At 44.6% G+C, this 18,352-nt stretch carries 10 protein-coding genes and 1 tRNA gene; 6 read left to right on the plus strand and 5 right to left on the minus strand.

Annotated elements, in window-relative coordinates; genetic code table 11:
- Positions 1-121 precede the first annotated feature (121 nt).
- From ACYVAA_RS12950 to ACYVAA_RS12960, 3 genes are read right to left on the minus strand one after another with little or no spacing between them, the layout of a single operon-like run.
- The gene (locus ACYVAA_RS12950) at positions 122-2,812 is read right to left on the minus strand and encodes a DUF5695 domain-containing protein (RefSeq protein ID WP_460542323.1); all 2,691 of its coding nucleotides are present in this window, start codon (positions 2,810-2,812) and stop codon (positions 122-124) included.
- 25 nt (positions 2,813-2,837) lie between these two features.
- A complete protein-coding gene (locus tag ACYVAA_RS12955) occupies positions 2,838-4,532 on the minus strand; it encodes a DUF885 family protein (RefSeq protein WP_460542325.1) in 1,695 nt (564 codons plus the stop codon).
- 36 nt (positions 4,533-4,568) lie between these two features.
- The gene (locus ACYVAA_RS12960; protein ID WP_460542327.1) at positions 4,569-7,625 is read right to left on the minus strand and encodes a beta-L-arabinofuranosidase domain-containing protein; all 3,057 of its coding nucleotides are present in this window, start codon (positions 7,623-7,625) and stop codon (positions 4,569-4,571) included.
- 388 nt (positions 7,626-8,013) lie between these two features.
- Between ACYVAA_RS12960 and ACYVAA_RS12965 the strand changes: the two genes are divergently transcribed.
- From ACYVAA_RS12965 to ACYVAA_RS12980, 4 genes are all read left to right on the plus strand, one after another.
- Positions 8,014-8,829: a helix-turn-helix transcriptional regulator gene (locus ACYVAA_RS12965; RefSeq protein ID WP_460542329.1), complete on the plus strand. Its 816-nt coding sequence runs from the start codon at positions 8,014-8,016 to the stop codon at positions 8,827-8,829.
- A 75-nt stretch (positions 8,830-8,904) separates the two neighbouring features.
- On the plus strand, positions 8,905-9,510 hold the full coding sequence (locus ACYVAA_RS12970; RefSeq protein ID WP_460542331.1) for a DUF417 family protein: 606 nt from the start codon (positions 8,905-8,907) through the stop codon (positions 9,508-9,510).
- Positions 9,511-10,597: 1,087 nt separating this feature from the next.
- Complete coding sequence (locus ACYVAA_RS12975) at positions 10,598-10,924, plus strand: hypothetical protein (protein WP_460542333.1); 327 nt, start codon at positions 10,598-10,600, stop codon at positions 10,922-10,924.
- A gap of 97 nt (positions 10,925-11,021) precedes the next feature.
- The gene (locus ACYVAA_RS12980; protein ID WP_460542335.1) at positions 11,022-11,507 is read left to right on the plus strand and encodes a hypothetical protein; all 486 of its coding nucleotides are present in this window, start codon (positions 11,022-11,024) and stop codon (positions 11,505-11,507) included.
- A gap of 562 nt (positions 11,508-12,069) precedes the next feature.
- On the opposite strand, the gene ACYVAA_RS12985 is transcribed toward ACYVAA_RS12980, so the two are convergent.
- Together ACYVAA_RS12985 and purL are read right to left on the minus strand one after the other, a co-directional pair.
- Positions 12,070-12,142, minus strand: a tRNA-Gln gene (locus ACYVAA_RS12985).
- Positions 12,143-12,301: 159 nt separating this feature from the next.
- A complete protein-coding gene (gene purL, locus ACYVAA_RS12990) occupies positions 12,302-15,991 on the minus strand; it encodes a phosphoribosylformylglycinamidine synthase (RefSeq protein WP_460542337.1) in 3,690 nt (1,229 codons plus the stop codon).
- A 396-nt stretch (positions 15,992-16,387) separates the two neighbouring features.
- Between purL and ACYVAA_RS12995 the strand changes: the two genes are divergently transcribed.
- Together ACYVAA_RS12995 and ACYVAA_RS13000 are read left to right on the plus strand one after the other, a co-directional pair.
- Positions 16,388-16,987, plus strand: a complete 600-nt coding sequence (locus ACYVAA_RS12995) for a TetR/AcrR family transcriptional regulator (RefSeq protein ID WP_460542339.1) — start codon at positions 16,388-16,390, stop codon at positions 16,985-16,987.
- A 9-nt stretch (positions 16,988-16,996) separates the two neighbouring features.
- Positions 16,997-18,352: a TolC family protein gene (locus tag ACYVAA_RS13000; protein WP_460542341.1), complete on the plus strand. Its 1,356-nt coding sequence runs from the start codon at positions 16,997-16,999 to the stop codon at positions 18,350-18,352.

Below are 18,352 nucleotides of genomic sequence, written 5' to 3' on the forward strand. Positions count from 1 at the left end.
TTACCCAAGCACAAAAGGGTTCGCAATGACGCAGCGATCCTATTTCACTGCTTTTAAATCGAACTCAGGTTCATAAGTTAGCTATTGCACGTTACTTTTTTATAAGTCTTGGAATTCGGGTTTAAAGGTCAATTTCCACTTTCTGGCTCTTCAAAGGAATTTTATAAGCTCCCCTGACTTTTTCGAAGGGCAAATCCACCGTTTCATCGCTGACTCTTAAATAAGCATTTGGAGTGAATTCACCTTTCTCGTTTAAGGTAAGGCTCACCTTTTCGGTTTTGGTATTATAGTGGACTTCACTGATCGTACCCGCATCAAGCGTTAACCATAGCTTTTTAGGGGCAATAAATACCTTGGATTTTGCTGCGGTGGTCAGCTCCACCTTTACCCAATCCTCTTTTTTGCTAAGGTTGCCACCAAAGGCCAACCAGCCTAGCGCCTCGTCTTTGGTGAGGTAGGTAGCGGTATTGACGGCATAGCCATAGAAGCCCGAACCGTAGTCACCGGAGAGGTAATCGATTCTCAGGGTAGAAGGGTAGGAGTGAAAGGCTGCCGGACCAAATCCGTCTTCCGTGATATTGGCAATGCCTCCCAAGAGTCCGCCATAACCTACTTTCAAAAGGTACAGGTTGTCCGGAGTTTTCCTAAATTGTTTTAACACCGGAATGGCATTTAAAGAAGAACCGTAATGGTGGATCTGACGCTCCACCCTGGATAGTTTACCTCCATATAGAAAGTCCCAATACCTACGGGCATTTCCATTATAAGCCCAGTGGGGCATGGTGGGCATATAGGCCATGATGGCTCTGAGGGTCACCCAGGCTTTATGATCATAGCCAAAGTAATCCGACCACATGTATACTTCCTCTTGTCCCGTGGAATCCCAGGGCATTTCACTTCCGAAAGGATATTCCAGGGCTTTCCAATGGATGGCCCTGCTTTTCATCCTCGTTTCCAGGTCGGAAGCCATATCGGCAAAGCTTTCAGTTTTGAGGTCTTCTAGGATAAACAAAAATACAGAGCCCTCCATTTGTCCAAATTGGGCATAGTAAGGTGCTTGCTCTACCATGGCAATGCTGGTGTGGTAAGCCTGCTCCAAATACCAGTCCCAGGGCCTGTTGTCGACCAGTCCCTCATGGTAGCGGGCCAGTCGGTACATCACCCAATAGGCAGCAGCTACATGGGGGTAATTGTAAGATCTCCCGGGATCGTTAGCGTGTTTGTGGTCCCAGGCCGCCCAAGTATTATAATTGATACTATCACTGTAAGTTCCCTTGGGTAAGGAATCAGGCTCATAATAGAACACACTCTTTTTGACCCCGTATCGATGTTTTCCTTCACTGTATTGGATATTGCCCCAAAGGGTATGGTCTATAAAGTCCTGAAGTTGGTTGATTTCCTTTTTGTCGGGTTGGATGAGTTGTTTCATGATGGCAGCCAACCAACCTCCTGCGCCTCCCTCATCACTCAGCCCTGCCACCCAGGCCCTGCTGTCCTGGGTCAATTGCTCTTTGGTTTCGTAATCGTAACTGATAACAGAGGGATTTCTGTTAAAGATGGGATCCGGTTGGTCAAACCATTGCTCGGTAGTCAGGAAGCGACCAAAGTCCTTGACCACCTCAGTTTCCGGCTTGATGACCTTATAGTTAATGGACTGCTTTACCCCATTTTCATAAGTTAGGGTTACTCTTGACTGGCCCCATTTTATGCCTTCTACAGTGTATTTTTTGTGTCCCTTTTCCGTGAGGCCGTTTTTATTGATTTTAAGTGCTCCCTTAGGTTCGATTTCAATGGATGCGACCTTGCTATGGTAATCGAGGAACAGCTGACCTTGTGTTTTTTGGGGGAGGACATATCCCGGGATGCCCGTGATGACAGGTTTTTGCTCTTCTTTCAGGGTATTTTGAATGGCTTCTATTCCTTCTGAAAGTACCAGCTTCAAAGCGAAATTTTTGGTTTCATCGGGAGCCAGCATCAAAGAAGTAGGCTGGTTCCATTGCTGCACCCCTTTCCATTCATTTTCGGCATAGGCTTTACTGTGCACCATCCACTCATGGAATCCCTCAAAGACAATGCTTCTCGGTGTAGGGTCATCCAACAGAGGCCGATAAGCTTCGAAGGACATGTTCTCTTCAGGTAAAACCAATAATGCCTGGCCGTTACCGCTTAGTCTTTTTACCTCCAGGTACCCTGCATCCAGTCCAATATAAGGGTCAAAAAACACGTTTTGTGCATGGGTTTCATAAAGGGACTTTCCTTCCAAAATGTTGTTGAAGATCATCGGAATGCCCAAAGCACCGATTTCCACATCTGCCCTGGAGGTATTGGTGATTTCAAATCGGAGCACCAAATGACCGTTTTCCAGTTCGTAATACCTGTTGATCCTTACCGGGATATCTTTGGGTAGGGTGTTGGACAGATCGGCTGCGGCCAATACCTTATCAGTAGTTGTCAGTGGAGTGACCGTTCTCCGCTGGGTGGCGGTGGAATAGTCTTTCCAGTCTTCGCCACCTTTTCTGATCCTAAGGTTGATGTCCCCCAAATGGTACAAGCCGTCTTTGTCCCTATACTCTAAACGGTCACTTGGGGTAAAGTCAAAGTGGGGAGTCTTTATTGGGCTTAAACTGGCCACGGTTTGGGAAGCTTTAACCAGTTTTAGGTGGAAATGCGGTGTTTTCAATTTTTGATAGACATCCGCTATACCCAAGGTAGGTTCTTTTTCTTCCAAGCGGCTCCAGTAACCTTGAGCCTGGCTTTCCATGCCGATTAGCAGGCTGATGAGGAAAATGGCTGTATATTTCAATGTACTCATGAGTTATGTTTGTTAGGTTGTCCGATCAATTGAAATCGGTAGAAAATTTCCACTTTGTTTTGTAGTCCTTGCTCAGGGGCAGATCCTGTAACAGGCATCTCAATATTTCCACAGGCATAAAGTTTTCTTTTAATACCCGGTCGTGAAATTCTTTTTCCGTCCAGCCTTTTTCCAGCATTTCATTGCGCAAGGCATAAAACTGTAGCCCACCGGTCATATAAGCCATTTGATAAAGTGGGGGAGTGTAGCTTGTGGCAAAGGAACGCCTCACTTCGGCCTCTGCATTGGCATATTCATGGCCTACTTGGTCTACCAACATATCAATGCATTGCTGGGGTGTCCATTCTCCCAACTGGTACTTTAATGAAAAAATGATCCTGGCGCAGCGGTGGATACGCCAAAAGAGCATACCCATTTTTTGCTCGGGAGTTTGGGGAAAATCCTTGTTCCATAAAATGATTTCCCAGTACAGGGCCCAGCCTTCCATCCAAAAAGGAGTGCTGAAAGTCCTGCGGTAGGTCTTATGGCGGGAATTCATGAAATATTGCAGGTTGTGTCCCGGGTGCAGTTCATGCTGTACCGTAGGAAAGGAAAAGTTAGGATTGTTTCCGCGCATGCTCATCATTTTATCTTCGTAGGACATCTCTTCTGTGGGGTAGGAGATACTGATTTCCCAACCACCCGTAAAAAAGGGATTCACTTTCTGTCGTTCAGGAGTCATCATGATCATCCCCCAGGTTTCTTTGGCCAATTCGGGAATGGTGATAAGCTCCCTGTCTTCGATGAATTTCACGCTATGGTCGTATAAGTCATTGATGGCCTGAGGCTGTTTGCCCGGTGCCACATAGGTGTCTTTGACGTGTTCCAGGGCAGCTTTCCAATCGGTGCCATAGCCCATCTCCTGGGAGGCTTTGATCATTTCATTTTTACACCATTCAAACTGTTGCTCGGCTGTTTTGATCAATTCTTCAGGGCTGTAGGGAATAAACTCAAAGGCCAAGGCATTTACCAGGGCTTCCCGGCCTGCAGGTTTTCCGATGATGCCAGATCCATCATCTTTGATGCTGTTTTTGGAGTAGTTCTCCATGAGGAAGTCATGATAGTTTTTCAGCTCAGCATCCAGCGCGGTATAAGGGGCTTTTACCCACCAGGTAAATTCAGGATCATATTTATAGTAGAATTCGAAAGCTTCCTTTAACCCTCTTTGCAGGGAGGAGATAATGCCTGCGGCCTTCTCGGCTTCTATCCAAGTTTTAAAAGGGCTTTCCTTTAAAGCCTGGGTTTTAGTGGCGATAAACCCCTTTGCTGTATTGAAGTCCTGTGCCAGTTTTTTGGCATCAGGCTCTTTTCCTCTTCGTCTTTCTTTGACAAAGGTGTACAGAGGGCCGGCAAAATCGGCCGTGTGGGCTACTTGTTTAAAGTCTTCGTAGCGGCTTTTCAGCTCGTATGCTCCTTTTTCAATTTCATTTTTGAGTAAAACATAATCGGTTTTGCCATCGCTGCTCAAATCATCAAATCCAATGGCCTTGACTTTATCCTCCCATTGCGCATAGAAAAGAAGCATTCTCTGATAATATTCGGAAGATTCTCTGATATTGTAGGTAGTCTCTAGGGCCCTTTTGTCCGCCGTATAGGTGTTGATAATATCAATGAGCTCACTTGCCCTGGTCACGGAAATACAAAGACAGATCAGAAGAGTGCTGAGGATTATTTTTTTCATGTGTTGTAGGGTTGTTTTTAAATTTTCAGCCAAAGCTTATTTTAAAAGCACATCAAGGTAAACCGAATGGCGGCCGTAAGTATCGTAAAAAGGCTTGTAAGTAACCCCGTCAATGATAAACTCCAGCTTTTCAGGATCTCCTTCGATGGATTGGCCAATATCACGGGCATCCAATGTCACCTTGCGCCACTCTTTTCTAGCTTCACTTTCCTGGGCGGCCAGCAGGATAGGGCCGTAAAACAAGCTGGCGATGTTTTGCTGGTCCATGACCGGTTCCAGATGAAACTGGAAGGGCATTTTGATCTCAACGGTATCCCCGTTTTTCCATTTGCGACTGAGGGTGATATAGCTGCCAGGTTGGGCCTCTAATGACTCTTTTTTACCGTTTATTTTTACGAAGAAGCCTTTGGTGGCCCACTGTGGCACCCGAACTTTGAGGTCAAATTTTCCACTGCCCTGGATGGTCAGGCGGGTTTCGTCCTGATGTGGAAAAGCGGTGGACTGGACGAGTTTGATATTGCGGTCCGTCCAGTTCAGGGTAGAAGGAATAAACAGGTTTACGTAAAGACGTTGATTGTCCGCACTTTTGAAATAGATGGAATTCTGAAGCTTGGTGCTGCTTTCAATGGCGGTTCCATTGCAGCAGGTAAAGCCTTTCATATGTGGGTTGCCGAAATGTTTCGAAGAACCCGGCCTTAGGGGAACATGGTAGGTGTTGGCAGGTGAATTTTCAGCCACGGACGCCAGGATATGGTTGTAGAGACCTCGTTCATAATAATCCATAAATGCCGGACTTTGGTCGTATAGAAACAGGTTTCTACTTAGTTTAAGCATGTTATAGGTGGCACAGGTTTCATTCTGTCCTCCAGCGGAAAAACCGTTTTCATAAAGTGTCGCCGGTTCACTGATAAAGCATTCAGCATTTGCGGGGTTACGGGCTCCGGCCACCCCTCCAATACTGTACATATAATCCCCCGTGGTCATGTGCCAGAAGTTGTCTGCAATGTGGTAGTAGGCAGGACTGTCGGTGCCCCGGTACATCTCCAATGCCCCCATGATTTGGGGTATGTGTTGATTGGCGTGAAGGCCTCGGAAGGTGTCCACATTTTTGGCCAAGCCATGGGAGTGGTCTGCATCTCCATAGAATACACTGATATTGTCGAACAGTTCGGCTACTGCAATATAATCTACCTCATTGGTCAGTCGGTAAAGCCGTGCCATGGCCTCGTTCATGCCGCCAAACTCACCGGCAATATAGCTGTTCCACATGCTGATCAATGTTTCAGTCGGTAGTTGGCTCAAGCGGGCATGCACCCAAGTTCCCATTCCTTCGGCGATTTGAAGGGCTTTTTCATTACCGCTTACCTCATAGATATCCATCAAGCCGGCGAGGATTTTGTGCAAGGTATAGTAGGGAGCCCATACCTGGTTTTTTTGCCCTCCATAAGTGGCCCCTTGTTCCAACATGATAAATTGATCCGGTGGGTAGGCACTGATAAAACCTTCTCCCCAATTCCAATAATCGGTGCGAATGCCAGCTTCACTCAAGTCCGAATCAAAGGCCGATTTCCCCGGCCCAAAAGGAACCGCTCTGGGGTCTGCCACAAATTCGTTTTCAGCCGCTGTTGGCCGCCCCGACATCTGGGACAGGTCAAAAAGGGTATTGACCATGTATTCCATCTTTTTTGCAAAGTCCGCTTGAAGAGCAGGATCATAAGCGGTGCTGGCAAAGGCCTGGGCAATTGCAGTGAGGTAATGGCCCGTGGCATGCCCACGTAGCTTGGTTTCCTGGCTGTCCCATACTCCCAATGGTGTTGCCCCTTCAGGCTGGGACTGTCCAAAGGCATTGCGAAACATGTACAGGAAATCGTCCGGATTGGTTTTGGCCAAAGTAAGAATAAACTTGTCCCTGTTCTCAATAAATTTGGATTTACGGCCCTGCTGATCAGTATCCAGGGATACCTGGTCCAGGTCAAAGGCGGCTAAGCTAAGTTCAGGCGTTTTCTGCTCCTTGCCCTTTTTGACCGTGACGATGGCTGTGGAAGTCAAATCTGAACCGGAAATTTTGCCGGTAAGGGTATATTGGCCCTCTTCCAGTACGGCACTGTTGTCTTTAGGGGCGGGCCAGATTACCCGAACCTTTGGCCCACTGATGCCTCCTTGGTAGGTGGCCTCCACAAAGCGGGGCAAACGCGGAAGGTGTCCTATACTGGTCTCCACCTTCACATCCTCCACTGCAGTCAGGAATTCATTGTACAATTGTGGATGGTTCCCATCGAAACTTTGGAAATGGTCATTGGCTTCTTTTCTTTCATTTACACGGTTTTCATTCCCTTCATTGAGCGCATTGCGAAAGATTCTGGCGATCTGAGTTTCATTTAAAGGAATACGGTAAATCCTGAAATCAAACAAATTGGCATTCAGGAAAGTCCCCTCCGCAGTCAATGACTTTCCGATAAAAAGCTGCTGCTCCTTGTCTGTATTATCGAAGGTTTTGTCCAATTCAAGGTTGAGGCCTTTGACCTCTTCAGAAAGGCTGCCGTTGAGGTAAGTCCTGAAAGATTTGGAAGGAATGTCTATGACAATTGCAATGTGGTTCCATTGCTTGGGTTTGATTACTTCCGAAACGGCTTGGTATTTTTGGTTGGCTGAGGCTGAAATTTCCGCCTTGAAATTTTGCTGACTTCCATCACCAGAGGGAGCTACATAAAAATGGGTGTCATTGTCTTTTCCAAAATCAAAAAACACCTGATTGGCTTGGTCAGAACGCAGGTAAAGCCACCCCGTTATGCTCAAGGATTCCGTTGCAGCTAAAACATCAGCAGGAATGGAAAGATAGGCTTGGCCCTTATCATTCAGTGAAAGCACTTTTTTGAACTGCTTGTCTGCGACGAACGAACCTCCGTCTCCCTTTAGCTGGGCATGCAGGTTGTTTCTGGACCAGTCCTGCACATTGCCATCAAACACATAGCGGGCTATCAGGCCTGTTTCACCGATTCCGTCCAGGATTTGATCTCCACTTTGTGCCTGGAGCTTTGTGCACAGGGAAGCAAAGATCACCGTGAATAAGACAAATAAACGAGTTAGTTTCATGTTACATCCTTTATATTTTGACCAAGTTGTTCTACCTAATATACTCAAGCTGCGGGCTTATTTTTTTAAGCTGCTCAGCCAGACAGTTTTCCAAGATTGGAATGAAGTATAAAAGTAGAGATAATCTTTGAGGGAGGATTGCGTCATATTGGCTGACAATTGCACTATATTAACTTCTCAAAATAAGCTCAGTTAAAGTGCTTCTATTTACTGAACAATCAAGTTGATGTTGAATTTTAGAAAGGCAATAGAAGGTCTGATATGTTTTTATTTTCTGACCAATAGGCTGTAGGCCTGGAGAAATAAAATACGTTATATTAGTACTTTCGTTTGATGCCCCTCTATATAGGAATGTAAAAAGATCCGATGCGTATAAAGTCCTGTTATTTTGCTCTCAATTAAAGTAAAAGATGCTGGTGGGTTTACCGATAGCTACAATGTCCCCTTATACTCGATATTGTTTATAGAAAAAGCCGGCAAGGTTGCGGTCAATTTTGTAAAGTATGAACTAAAAGAACATACCGTATTATTCCTCACTCCTTATCAAAACTTACAATTACTGGATGGTTTTTCAGGTAAAATCATTCTACTGCAGTTTCACGGCGACTTTTACTGTATTGAATACCATAAGGAGGAGGTGGCCTGTAATGGCTTTTTATTTAATAATATCTACCTGCAGCCCTTTATATCCCTGGAGAAAAAGAGATTCTATGAGCTGCTACAGATAACGGAGAAAATGGGGGAGGAATTCACCTTTAATAGAAGATTTTCTGATGCGGTATTAAAATCTTACCTGCAGCTTCTCCTGGCAATCTGCAGCAGTGAAAAGGCTGATATATTGGATGTCGAATTTCAGCAAGGGCCAGTAAACCCTATCATCCATCGGTTTCAGGAACTGTTGGAAGATAGCTTTAAGACAGAGAGAAGCCCTTCTTTTTATGCGGAACACTTGGCAATGTCATCATCCTCATTGAGCAAAAAGATCAAGGCTCATTTCGGTAAAACTCCTACCCAGCTGATTCAGGAGCGGGTAATTTTGGAAGCCAAAAAACTATTGCACCTTACGCATAAGCCCGTCTTTGAGATAGCCACCGAGTTAGGTTTTGATGATGAGTTTTATTTTAGCAGGTATTTTAAAAAAGAAGTTGGCCTTTCCCCAACGTATTTTAGGTCAACGGTGGGCATTTCAATAGTGGCAAAATAATCCATTAAAATTCCGTGTACGTCCATTCTCAGCATTTGAATTGGTCCATACCTTTGGATCCAAAAATCATATGCTATGAATAGAATATTGGATGTATTGATCGGGAGCCAGCCTGCTTTTATCAACGCCATAAGAATGGCCATTTTTATAGTTATGGCCTGGATAGGAGGCTTAAAAGCCTTTCAGTACGAAGCTGATGGCATTGTGCCTTTTGTTTCAAACAGTCCCTTTATGAGTTTCTTTTACAAGCATTCCGGTAATGAAGTGCAAAATGCCACAGGGGAAAAAATAGCTGAATACAAACTTTATAAAAACCCTGAAGGAAAGATGGTCGAAAAGAATATAACATGGCATAAGTCAAATGGGACCTACCTGTTTTCTTATGGTTTGGGAACAGTTATCGTTTCGATAGGCGTATTGACATTGTTGGGGATCTGGTTTCCACAAATTGGACTTTGGGGCGGTTTGCTGACTGTGGGCATGTCGGTGGTAACCTTGTCTTTTTTGATAACAACACCGGAAGTTTATGTGCCCAACTTGGGAGGAGATATGCCCACGCCTCACCATGGTTTCCCCTTCTTGTCAGGAGCGGGAAGGTTGGTGTTAAAGGATATCATCATGATGGCCGGAGGATTGGTTATTGCGGTTGATAGTGCAAAACAGATTAAGCTGTCCTCCTAAAGGATTGTTGGTGATTATTGAGAATTGGTGAAGTTTTACTGTTTTGAATCAGTGGAGTTGCGAGGGCCATAAGTATATCAAATAAGGTTCTCTATGAAATAGAGTGGGGAGTCAAATTTGAATTTCCAGCGACAAATATATCCTGATAATGTAGTGGTAGATCCTCCTGCATCTTCCGGCAGAGAAATCATTTTCGTAATAAGGCCGATCAAGAATGATTGGTTTTGTCCTATGTGATTAGTTAACAGAAGCTTCTGTCTTATTGAGGGGACCAAGGGACTGGCCTGGTGCCGATAGCCACCTTAGGCAGGAAAGATTTTTTCCCACCTGATATCATGGGCGGTTCAATTCGACAAGCTCAGTGACCGTATGATTTACTAGGATGTAACCTGGGGATAGCTCCAGCAGTTCCTCTAAGCATTAGCTGCCAAAACTTCCCATGGCACTTTCAACTTTCCACTAAGACCAATGGCCACTTTGAGTTGCCTAAAATCTTCATGCAATTTATCAAACAAAGATAAACGGAATAAAAATGGCCTAACCTGTTTAGCCACTGTGGATCACATAGGCCCATAAATCAAAATAGGGGAGCTTGGCAGTCTCGCTTTTCTGTTTTTGGGATGATTTTATTTTTTGTTTGCAGCTTACCATTCTTTGGACAGTAAAGGGGGAGCAAAATGACAAAAACGTTTCCGAGGATAATAATGGGCTAGAAATTATCTTTAACTATGCTAAACCGAAAGGTCAATCAACCACTTCAAAGGGAGGATAGCTATTGGATGCTTCGGGAGAATGGGGGTAGAAAACCAAGTTGATCGGGAAAAATTTAATGGATAGTAATTGGTATCCACTAGGAAACTCTCCCTCTCTTTCAATAAGTGGTGATAAGTTGACCATGCTGTCCAACGTGCTTGGGCATTAAAATGGAAGAATTTCCTATCGGTAGGAAATTGTAAGTTTGAACTGAAAATGAAAAAGTCCTGTTAAAAATTGGTCAAAAAAGTATATTTGAAGAATTACAGAGAAGCCGAATTTGAAAACAATCAGGAACATATTCACCATTGTAGGACTGGTGGTCATTTATTCGATGGCTACAGCGGTGGTCTGTTGTCTTCAAAATCAAGTTCGAGATTTCCATCAAACGGGCACTCAAACAAGTTATGAGCTTGTTGATTTATTGGAAAGTATAAATCATGCTGGTCCAGCAAAATATTCCGCCAGCATTCCTGTGCCTCCTCCTTATGATCCTACACTTCTTGATGGACAAGGGGCATGGACAGTACCATTTTTCCATACTTTTCAGTTCAAGTGCCAGTACAAAAATCAGCTGACAAAATTGTTCAATATATTAATTGAGCAAAAAAAGGTAACCCTTCTTTATCCATTTCATTTTTTCTTCAGTCCTTCCATGTAAATGATGTATTGGGGTGAATAATGCCCCCCTAATAGTAAACCGCTAGCAGCTTCTCTGTTAGCCAATTTATTCTACATCCAATTTAATAACTGTTTTCATGGAATTAGAAACAACTGTCATAGGACTAGTGGGATTAGTCCTGTGCATATTGCCTTTTGTGCTTCTACAAAGGAGCAGAAAGAAGAAAGAAAAAGAATTACACAAAGGATTGAATGCCATAGCATCCTCCGTTGACAGTGAGCTTGGGACCAAGGACTTTGGTTTTGAATTTGCCATAGGTGTGTCAACGAACAAAAATCATATCCTTTATTATAAGAAAACCAAAGAGGAAGAGGTAGAAGAAATCATTCCAATCCAAACCGTGGAAAATTGCTCTGTCAATGCCATAAAGCGAATAATATCAAGCAAGGAAAGAGAGGAAACCATTATTGACAAATTGGAACTTGAATTCTTATTGAAGAAAAAGTCAAAAATTAGCCTGGTTTTCTATAATAGAAAGGAAGGAACTCAATTAAATGGTGAATTGGCTTTGATAAAAAAATGGGAGTCTTTAGTACACCAATGCATAAGTTATACTGGTTAATTTCTATTGGTTTATCAGGTCCTCTCAGATTTAAACTGGGAGTATCTCATAAACCGTGCAAGTCCCGAGAGCGGGCTCAGCAGCTAAGGAAAGCACTTGAAAGTATCATTGTGATTGGTTACAATCGCACCGATATTTTGATGGGACGGTGGCAGGTGTTATCCCAATGAGTGCTGGAGCCATTTGGATGACCGTAAAAACGAACAGTCTAAAAACCCACTTCACATTTGGGGCACACTACTAAAAGATAAAGAACACCTTTAATGAATCACATAGCAAAGTTCCCATGGATAGTTGGAAGTTTTGGGCCGGCATTGGTGCTCAAAAGGAAAAGCATGGCTAAAGGTGTGGAGTAGAAGGATGAAGTAATGGTTTGTAAACGATCAAATTCAAAAAAGTTAACCATTTATATTTGGGGACGCTATTAAATGAAATAATTCTAGCTAAAATGAAGGGGTATTAAAACAATATGGGTATAGATGGTGTTTAAAGAACGCTTAAAAATGGCTTGTTCTAAAATGCAAAAACAAAACCGCATTTTATAATGCGGTTTTGTTGTTAGTTGACCCACTAGGGCTCGAACCTAGACTCTTCTGAACCAAAATCAGACGTGTTGCCAGTTACACCATGGGTCAGTAATTTGTGTGTTTAAGGCCTCGTTTGCCTTAATTGTGGTACAAATGTAGGGGGTTTTTCTTTTAATGCAAACCCCCTTATGATGTTTTTTTGAGGTTTTTTTGTAAGTCCCTTGAATTCAGCTTGAAAAACTTCCTTCAAGGGACTTAGGCTATTTCCTACTTCTGATGGGATGCTACCCAGTTTTTGGCGTTGACAAAAGCCTCCACCCAAGGGCTGATTTCCTCGTCTTTACTGGCAGCCGGATAATTCGGCCAGTTCCATGGGAACAAGGACCGCTCAATATGCGGCATGATCGCCAGATGACGGCCATCCTGGGAGGCCAGACCCGCTACTGCATAATCCGAACCGTTAGGATTGCCCGGGTAGGCCTTATAGCTGTATTTCATGCCTATATTGTAGGCTGATTCTTCTTTAGGCAGACTGAACTTTCCTTCTCCATGGGCTACCCACACGCCCAGTCTTTGGCCGGCTAGTGAGCCGAACATGACAGTGTTGTTTTCGGGGATGTCCACATTGACAAAGGAAGACTCAAACTTATAGCTTTCGTTATGGAGCATTTTTGGCTTCACATCATGGGAACGGTGGATCAAGCCCAGCTCAACCATCAACTGACATCCGTTACATACCCCAAGACTCAAGGTGTCAGGACGGGCGTAGAAGTTGTCCAAAGCTGTTTTGGCCTTTTCATTGTAAAGGAAGGCTCCGGCCCATCCTTTGGCGGATCCAAGAACGTCGGAATTGGAGAAACCTCCCACAAAAACAATCATGTTGACATCTTCCAGATTTTCCCTTCCCGAGATCAGGTCGGTCATGTGGATGTCCTTGACATCAAAGCCTGCAAGCCATAGGGAATAGGCCATTTCCCGGTCACCATTCACTCCTTTTTCACGGATGATGGCTGCCTTAAGGCCAGAAGCCTCTTTGCGGAATGGATTGATAGAGAAGGCATCGAAAGAGCCATTCCATTTTTCTCCAAACTTAAAGGACAGGGATTGGTTTTTATAATTGTCGTAACGGTCTTTGGCCAGTTTTGGACCGCTTTGTTTTTGGTCCAACAGGAAAGATGACTTGAACCAGATGTCCCGGTGTTCTGCTACATCCAGTACGAGGTTTTGTCCCTCCAGGCTTACTTTTCCGTCAAAGGTGACCTCTGCAAGTACGGTAGCGCTTATTCCCTGCTTATCCAACTCGGCTTGTACTTTTGTCGGGTCCTCTACCTGAACGATTACCCCAGGATTTTCTGCAAATAATGCTTTTACCAGGTCTTTTTCTGCCAGATTCGAGGTGTTTACTTTTAGACCACATTCGGTGGTAGGGAAGGTCATTTCCAACAAAGCAGTAATCAAACCACCTGCTGAGATGTCATGTCCCGCCAGCAATTGACCGTTTTCAATCAACTGCTGAACGGCCAAAAATGCTTTGGAGAAATAGCTGCTGTCTTTTACTGTTGGTGGGGTGTTGCCAATTTTGTTGACCACTTGGGCAAAGCTGCTTCCTCCCAGCTGGGCCACATCCTTGGAGAAGTCGATGTGCAGGATTTGGCTTCCCTTTACCGCTTTAAGGTCAGGAGTAACGGTTTTTCTGATATCGGAACATTCACCTACACTGGAGATGATGACCGTACCTGGTGAATAGACCGTTTTCCCGTCGGGATATTTCTGGGTCATGGAAAGGGAGTCCTTTCCGGTCGGTATGTTGATGCCCAGTTCAATGGCGAAGTCACTTACTGCCTGAACAGCTCTGTAGAGTCGGTCATTTTCACCTTCATTTTTGGCAGGCCACATCCAGTTGGCGCTTAGCGAAATTCCGCTGAAACCATCTTCGATAGGGGCCCAGACCAGGTTGGTCAACGCTTCAGCGATGGCCAGTTTGGAGCCTGCCTCTGGATTGGCCAAGGCTGCCACAGGAGCGTGTCCTATGGAGGTGGCAATCCCTTTGTTTCCGGTATAATCAATGGCCATCACGGCCACGTTGTTGAGCGGCAATTGAATAGCGCCGGTAGTTTGCTGCGTAGCCACCCGGCCAGTTACAGAGCGGTCCACTTTGTTGGTCAACCAGTCCTTACAGGCCACTGCTTCCAGCTGCAATACTTCTTTGATATAAGAAGAAAGGCTGCCTGTCTGATAGCTGGGCTCTTCAAACTTGTTGGCCACCTTTTTATCGGTAAGTATGGTTTTGGGAGAGCTTCCAAACATATGGGCAAGATCCCAATCAACCGGTTTTTCTCCGGTGGATTTATTTTCAAACTTGAAGTGCATGTCTCCGGTGGTTTCACCGACCACATAAAAAGGTGCACGTTCACGTTCTGATATTTTCTGTAAGGTATCCACATCTTTTTCACCGATGACCAAGCCCATTCTTTCCTGGGATTCGTTGCCGATGATCTCTTTGGCAGAGAGTGTGGAGTCGCCGACAGGAAGTTTGTCAATGTCAATGCTTCCCCCTGTTTCTTCCACCAATTCAGAAAGGCAGTTAAGGTGTCCTCCCGCTCCGTGATCGTGGATGGAGATGATCGGGTTATGGTCGTTTTCGGCCATGGCCCTGATCACATTGGCTACCCGTTTTTGCATTTCAGGATTGGAACGTTGGATGGCGTTCAGTTCAATATGGTTACTGAATTCCCCGGTATTTACGGAAGATACCGCACTTCCTCCCATGCCGATACGGTAGTTGTCACCTCCCATGATAACTACTTTATTGCCTTTTACAGGGGTGTTTTTAAGGCTGTATTTTTCTCTGGTAAAACCAATGCCCCCTGCCAGCATGATGACTTTGTCAAAGCCAAACTGCTTGTCATTTTCTTCATGCTCAAAAGTAAGCACACTTCCGGAAATCAAGGGCTGTCCGAACTTGTTGCCAAAGTCACTGGCACCATTGGAAGCCTTGATCAGGATGTCCATTGGGGTTTGGTAGAGCCATTTTCTTTCTTCCAGGTTCTTTTCCCAGCTTCTGTCCTTTTCGCTGCGGGAGTATGAGGTCATATAGACCGCCGTGCCGGCCAAAGGAATGGAGGCAGTGCCTCCTGCGAGTCGGTCTCTGATTTCCCCTCCTGAACCTGTGGCAGCGCCGTTAAACGGTTCTACGGTGGTGGGAAAATTGTGGGTTTCGGCTTTCAATGAAAGTACCGTGTCGATGGTTTCCGGCTGGAAATAATCGGCAATGTCCTGACGCTTAGGGGCAAACTGCTGTGCCTTAGGGCCTTTAACAAATGCCACATTGTCTTTGTAGGCCGAAACAATCTTATTGGGATGCTTTACAGATGTCTTTTTGATCAGCTGGAAAAGGGTGCTTTCTTTTTCTTCTCCGTCGATAATAAAGGTTCCGTTGAAAATTTTATGTCTGCAGTGTTCGGAGTTTACTTGGCTGAAACCGAACACTTCGCTGTCTGTCAATGGTCTACCCAGGCTATCGCTTACTTTTTCCAAGTATTCAATTTCCTCGCCGCTCAGGGCAAGCCCTTCTTTTTCGTTGTAAGTTTTGATGTCGGTAATGGAAACTACCTCCTGAGGTTGCAGGTCGATGGTGAAAATGTCCTGGTCCAGGCATTGGTAGCTTGCCTGGAGCATTGGGTCTATGACTGCTCCTTCGGCGAGAACGGTAAACTCTTCTATTCTCAGTATACCTTGGATCCCCATATTGATGGTGATCTCAACGGCATTGGTGGACCAAGGGGTGATCATTTCTTTTCTTGGGCCTGCGTACTTGCCCTCAACCGTTTCTTGAGCCAGCTGCGTTGCTTCTCCGAAAAGCCAAGAGAGCTTTTCCAGGTCTGCAGGTGCAACAGGTTGTTTGGCTTGTACAGCGTAAATGGTGTTCTTTTGTGGGGATTGGAAAAAGAGAATCATGTCCGTGTTTATTGGATGACCATAAATTAAGGAGCAAAGGTACATAAATGCGCGAAAAGAATAAATCAAAATTTTATTTGGCGAATGTTTTTTCCTAATATTTTGTCCAAGGCTCCTTTGAGTTGTTTTTTAGGTGATAAAAGCGCCAGGCTTCCTTAAGGCAAGCGTGCAATTTGAGGGACGATCGATTACGAACACGGTTGTGTCCATAAATGATACACTAATTTTTATACGGTTAAGGTAATTGGTTGATTTGTAGTTGGTTAGTTGTTTTGGTGGACTTTTCGCTAAAAAAGCGGTGTCAGGGAAAAATAAAACTCTGGAAACTTTGAAATCCCCTAGGGTTTCCGGAGTTTTGCACTGGAAATAAAAAAACACGAAAAGAAAGTCAAGACAGTGGAGACGAGAGAAAAGATATTGGATGTGGCTATGGGGCAATTTACCCGGTTGGGAGTGAGGTATGTCACCATGGACGATATTGCCAGGGCAGCAGGTGTTTCAAAGAAGACGATCTATCAGGAATTCAAAGATAAGGGGCAGTTGGTTTTTGAGGCCTTCAAAAACAGTATGGCCAGTGATCAGGCATTTTTCATGAAACTGCATGAGGAGTGTGAATGTCCCCTGGAACATTTTGTAGAAGTGTCCAAATACATAAGGTCAAGGTTTTCGGACATAAACCCGCTGGTATTTGGGGAGATACAGCGCTACTATCCGAATAGTTGGAAGTTGTTTGAAGATTTTAAACAGAATTGTGCCATCAAGACCATTTCCGATGTGTTGCAGAACGGTCGGGATAAGGGGTACTTCAGAGACGAATTGAATTATGATATACTGGCATTGCTGAGGATGGACCAGATATCCGGGATGTTTGACCCAAACCGTTTTCCTCCTGCGCAGTACAATATACTGGAAGTACAAATGACGATCATGGATCATTTCATCCATGGGATTCTTACAGATAAAGGACGAGCATTATTTAATCAAATCAATAATTAGGACTAACTCATGAGTTTAAAAACCAGCATCTCCCTTTTTGCAACGGCTATGGTCTTGCTTTTCTCGGCAAGGGCCAGAGCGCAGGAAGTATTGGAGATTACTTTGGAGGAAAGTGTTCGCTACGCTTTGGAAAACAACGCGGAAGCCAAAAACGCCCTATTGGAGACTTTTATATCAAAGGCTACGGTAGGTGAGAAGGTGGCTCAGGGGCTTCCTCAGATCGACGGTACTTTTGATTTTACCAAAAATGTGTCCATTCCGGTGATGTTTTTGCCGAATGAGGGGCCATTTGAAGATCCTGATAATTCTTCCGATGTGGTGCCCATCCAGTTCGGGGTGAATTACCAGAGCGGGATTGCATTAAGGGTGAACCAGATGATCTTTGACGGCTCTTATTTTGTCGGGCTTAAAGCAGCAAGGACTTATAAAGAGCTGAGCGAACACGATAAGGAAAAAACGGAAAATGACGTGATAGAATCCGTGAAAAAGGCATTTTATACCGTTTTGGTCAATGAAGAAAGGCAAGCTTTGGCAGAGGCCAACAAGTCTCGGATAGACTCCCTGCTTCGTGAGACGGAGGCCTTGTATGAGGAAGGGTTTGCCGAGAAAATTGATGTCTCCAGGATAAAGGTTCAGTACAATAATATAGATACAGAACTTGAGAAGATCATAGCAGCAACGGAAATCAGCAAAGAGTTGCTGAAAATACAGATGGGTCTTCCCATAGAGGCAGAGGTGAAAATCTCCCAGTCCATGCGGGACCTTAACAGGCCCGAAGAAATCGAACATTTGCTGGATAACCCTGGGTATCGTCGAGTAGAGATGGATCAGCTGAAGACCAATTGGGAACTCATCAATTTGGACCTCAAAAACAATACCGTCCAGTATCTCCCCAGCCTCAATGCCAATTTTACCTACCAAAGGAACGGGGCAGGTCAGCGCTTTAATTCGGTTTGGGATGGAGATAACTGGTTTACCGGGGCCTTTGTTGGGCTGAGCCTTAACGTCCCCATTTTTGATGGATTGGCCAAGAGCAAGCGGATTCAGAAAAACAGGATACAGCTGCTGCAGGTGGAGAACCAGATAAAGAGATTGGATGACAGCATTGAAGTGGAAAGGTTCCAGGCCAAGACCACCCTTAAAAACAGTCTGAGGACCTTGGAGGTACAACGTGAAAACATGGAGTTGGCTTTGGAGGTTTATACAATCAGTAGGATAAAGTATGCAGAAGGTGTCGGTTCCAACCTGGAAGTGGTGGAAGCCGATTCAGACTTGAAAGAAGCTGAAATAAATTATTACAGCGCATTATACGACGCCTTGATTGCCAAGGTGGATTTAGAAAAAGCATTGGGAATATTAAGATGA

The organism is Echinicola sediminis, assembly GCF_054777495.1.

What these genes read in the sequence shown, in the direction of transcription:
- ACYVAA_RS12955 (WP_460542325.1), bottom strand. Translation starts at nt 4,532, where the DNA reads ATGAAAAAAATAATCCTCAGCACTCTTCTGATCTGTCTTTGTATTTCC.
- ACYVAA_RS12950 (WP_460542323.1), bottom strand. Translation starts at nt 2,812, where the DNA reads ATGAGTACATTGAAATATACAGCCATTTTCCTCATCAGCCTGCTAATC.
- ACYVAA_RS12970 (WP_460542331.1), top strand. Translation starts at nt 8,905, where the DNA reads ATGAATAGAATATTGGATGTATTGATCGGGAGCCAGCCTGCTTTTATC.
- ACYVAA_RS12960 (WP_460542327.1), bottom strand. Translation starts at nt 7,625, where the DNA reads ATGAAACTAACTCGTTTATTTGTCTTATTCACGGTGATCTTTGCTTCC.
- ACYVAA_RS12980 (WP_460542335.1), top strand. Translation starts at nt 11,022, where the DNA reads ATGGAATTAGAAACAACTGTCATAGGACTAGTGGGATTAGTCCTGTGC.
- ACYVAA_RS12975 (WP_460542333.1), top strand. Translation starts at nt 10,598, where the DNA reads ATGGCTACAGCGGTGGTCTGTTGTCTTCAAAATCAAGTTCGAGATTTC.
- ACYVAA_RS13000 (WP_460542341.1), top strand. Translation starts at nt 16,997, where the DNA reads ATGAGTTTAAAAACCAGCATCTCCCTTTTTGCAACGGCTATGGTCTTG.
- purL (WP_460542337.1), bottom strand. Translation starts at nt 15,991, where the DNA reads ATGATTCTCTTTTTCCAATCCCCACAAAAGAACACCATTTACGCTGTA.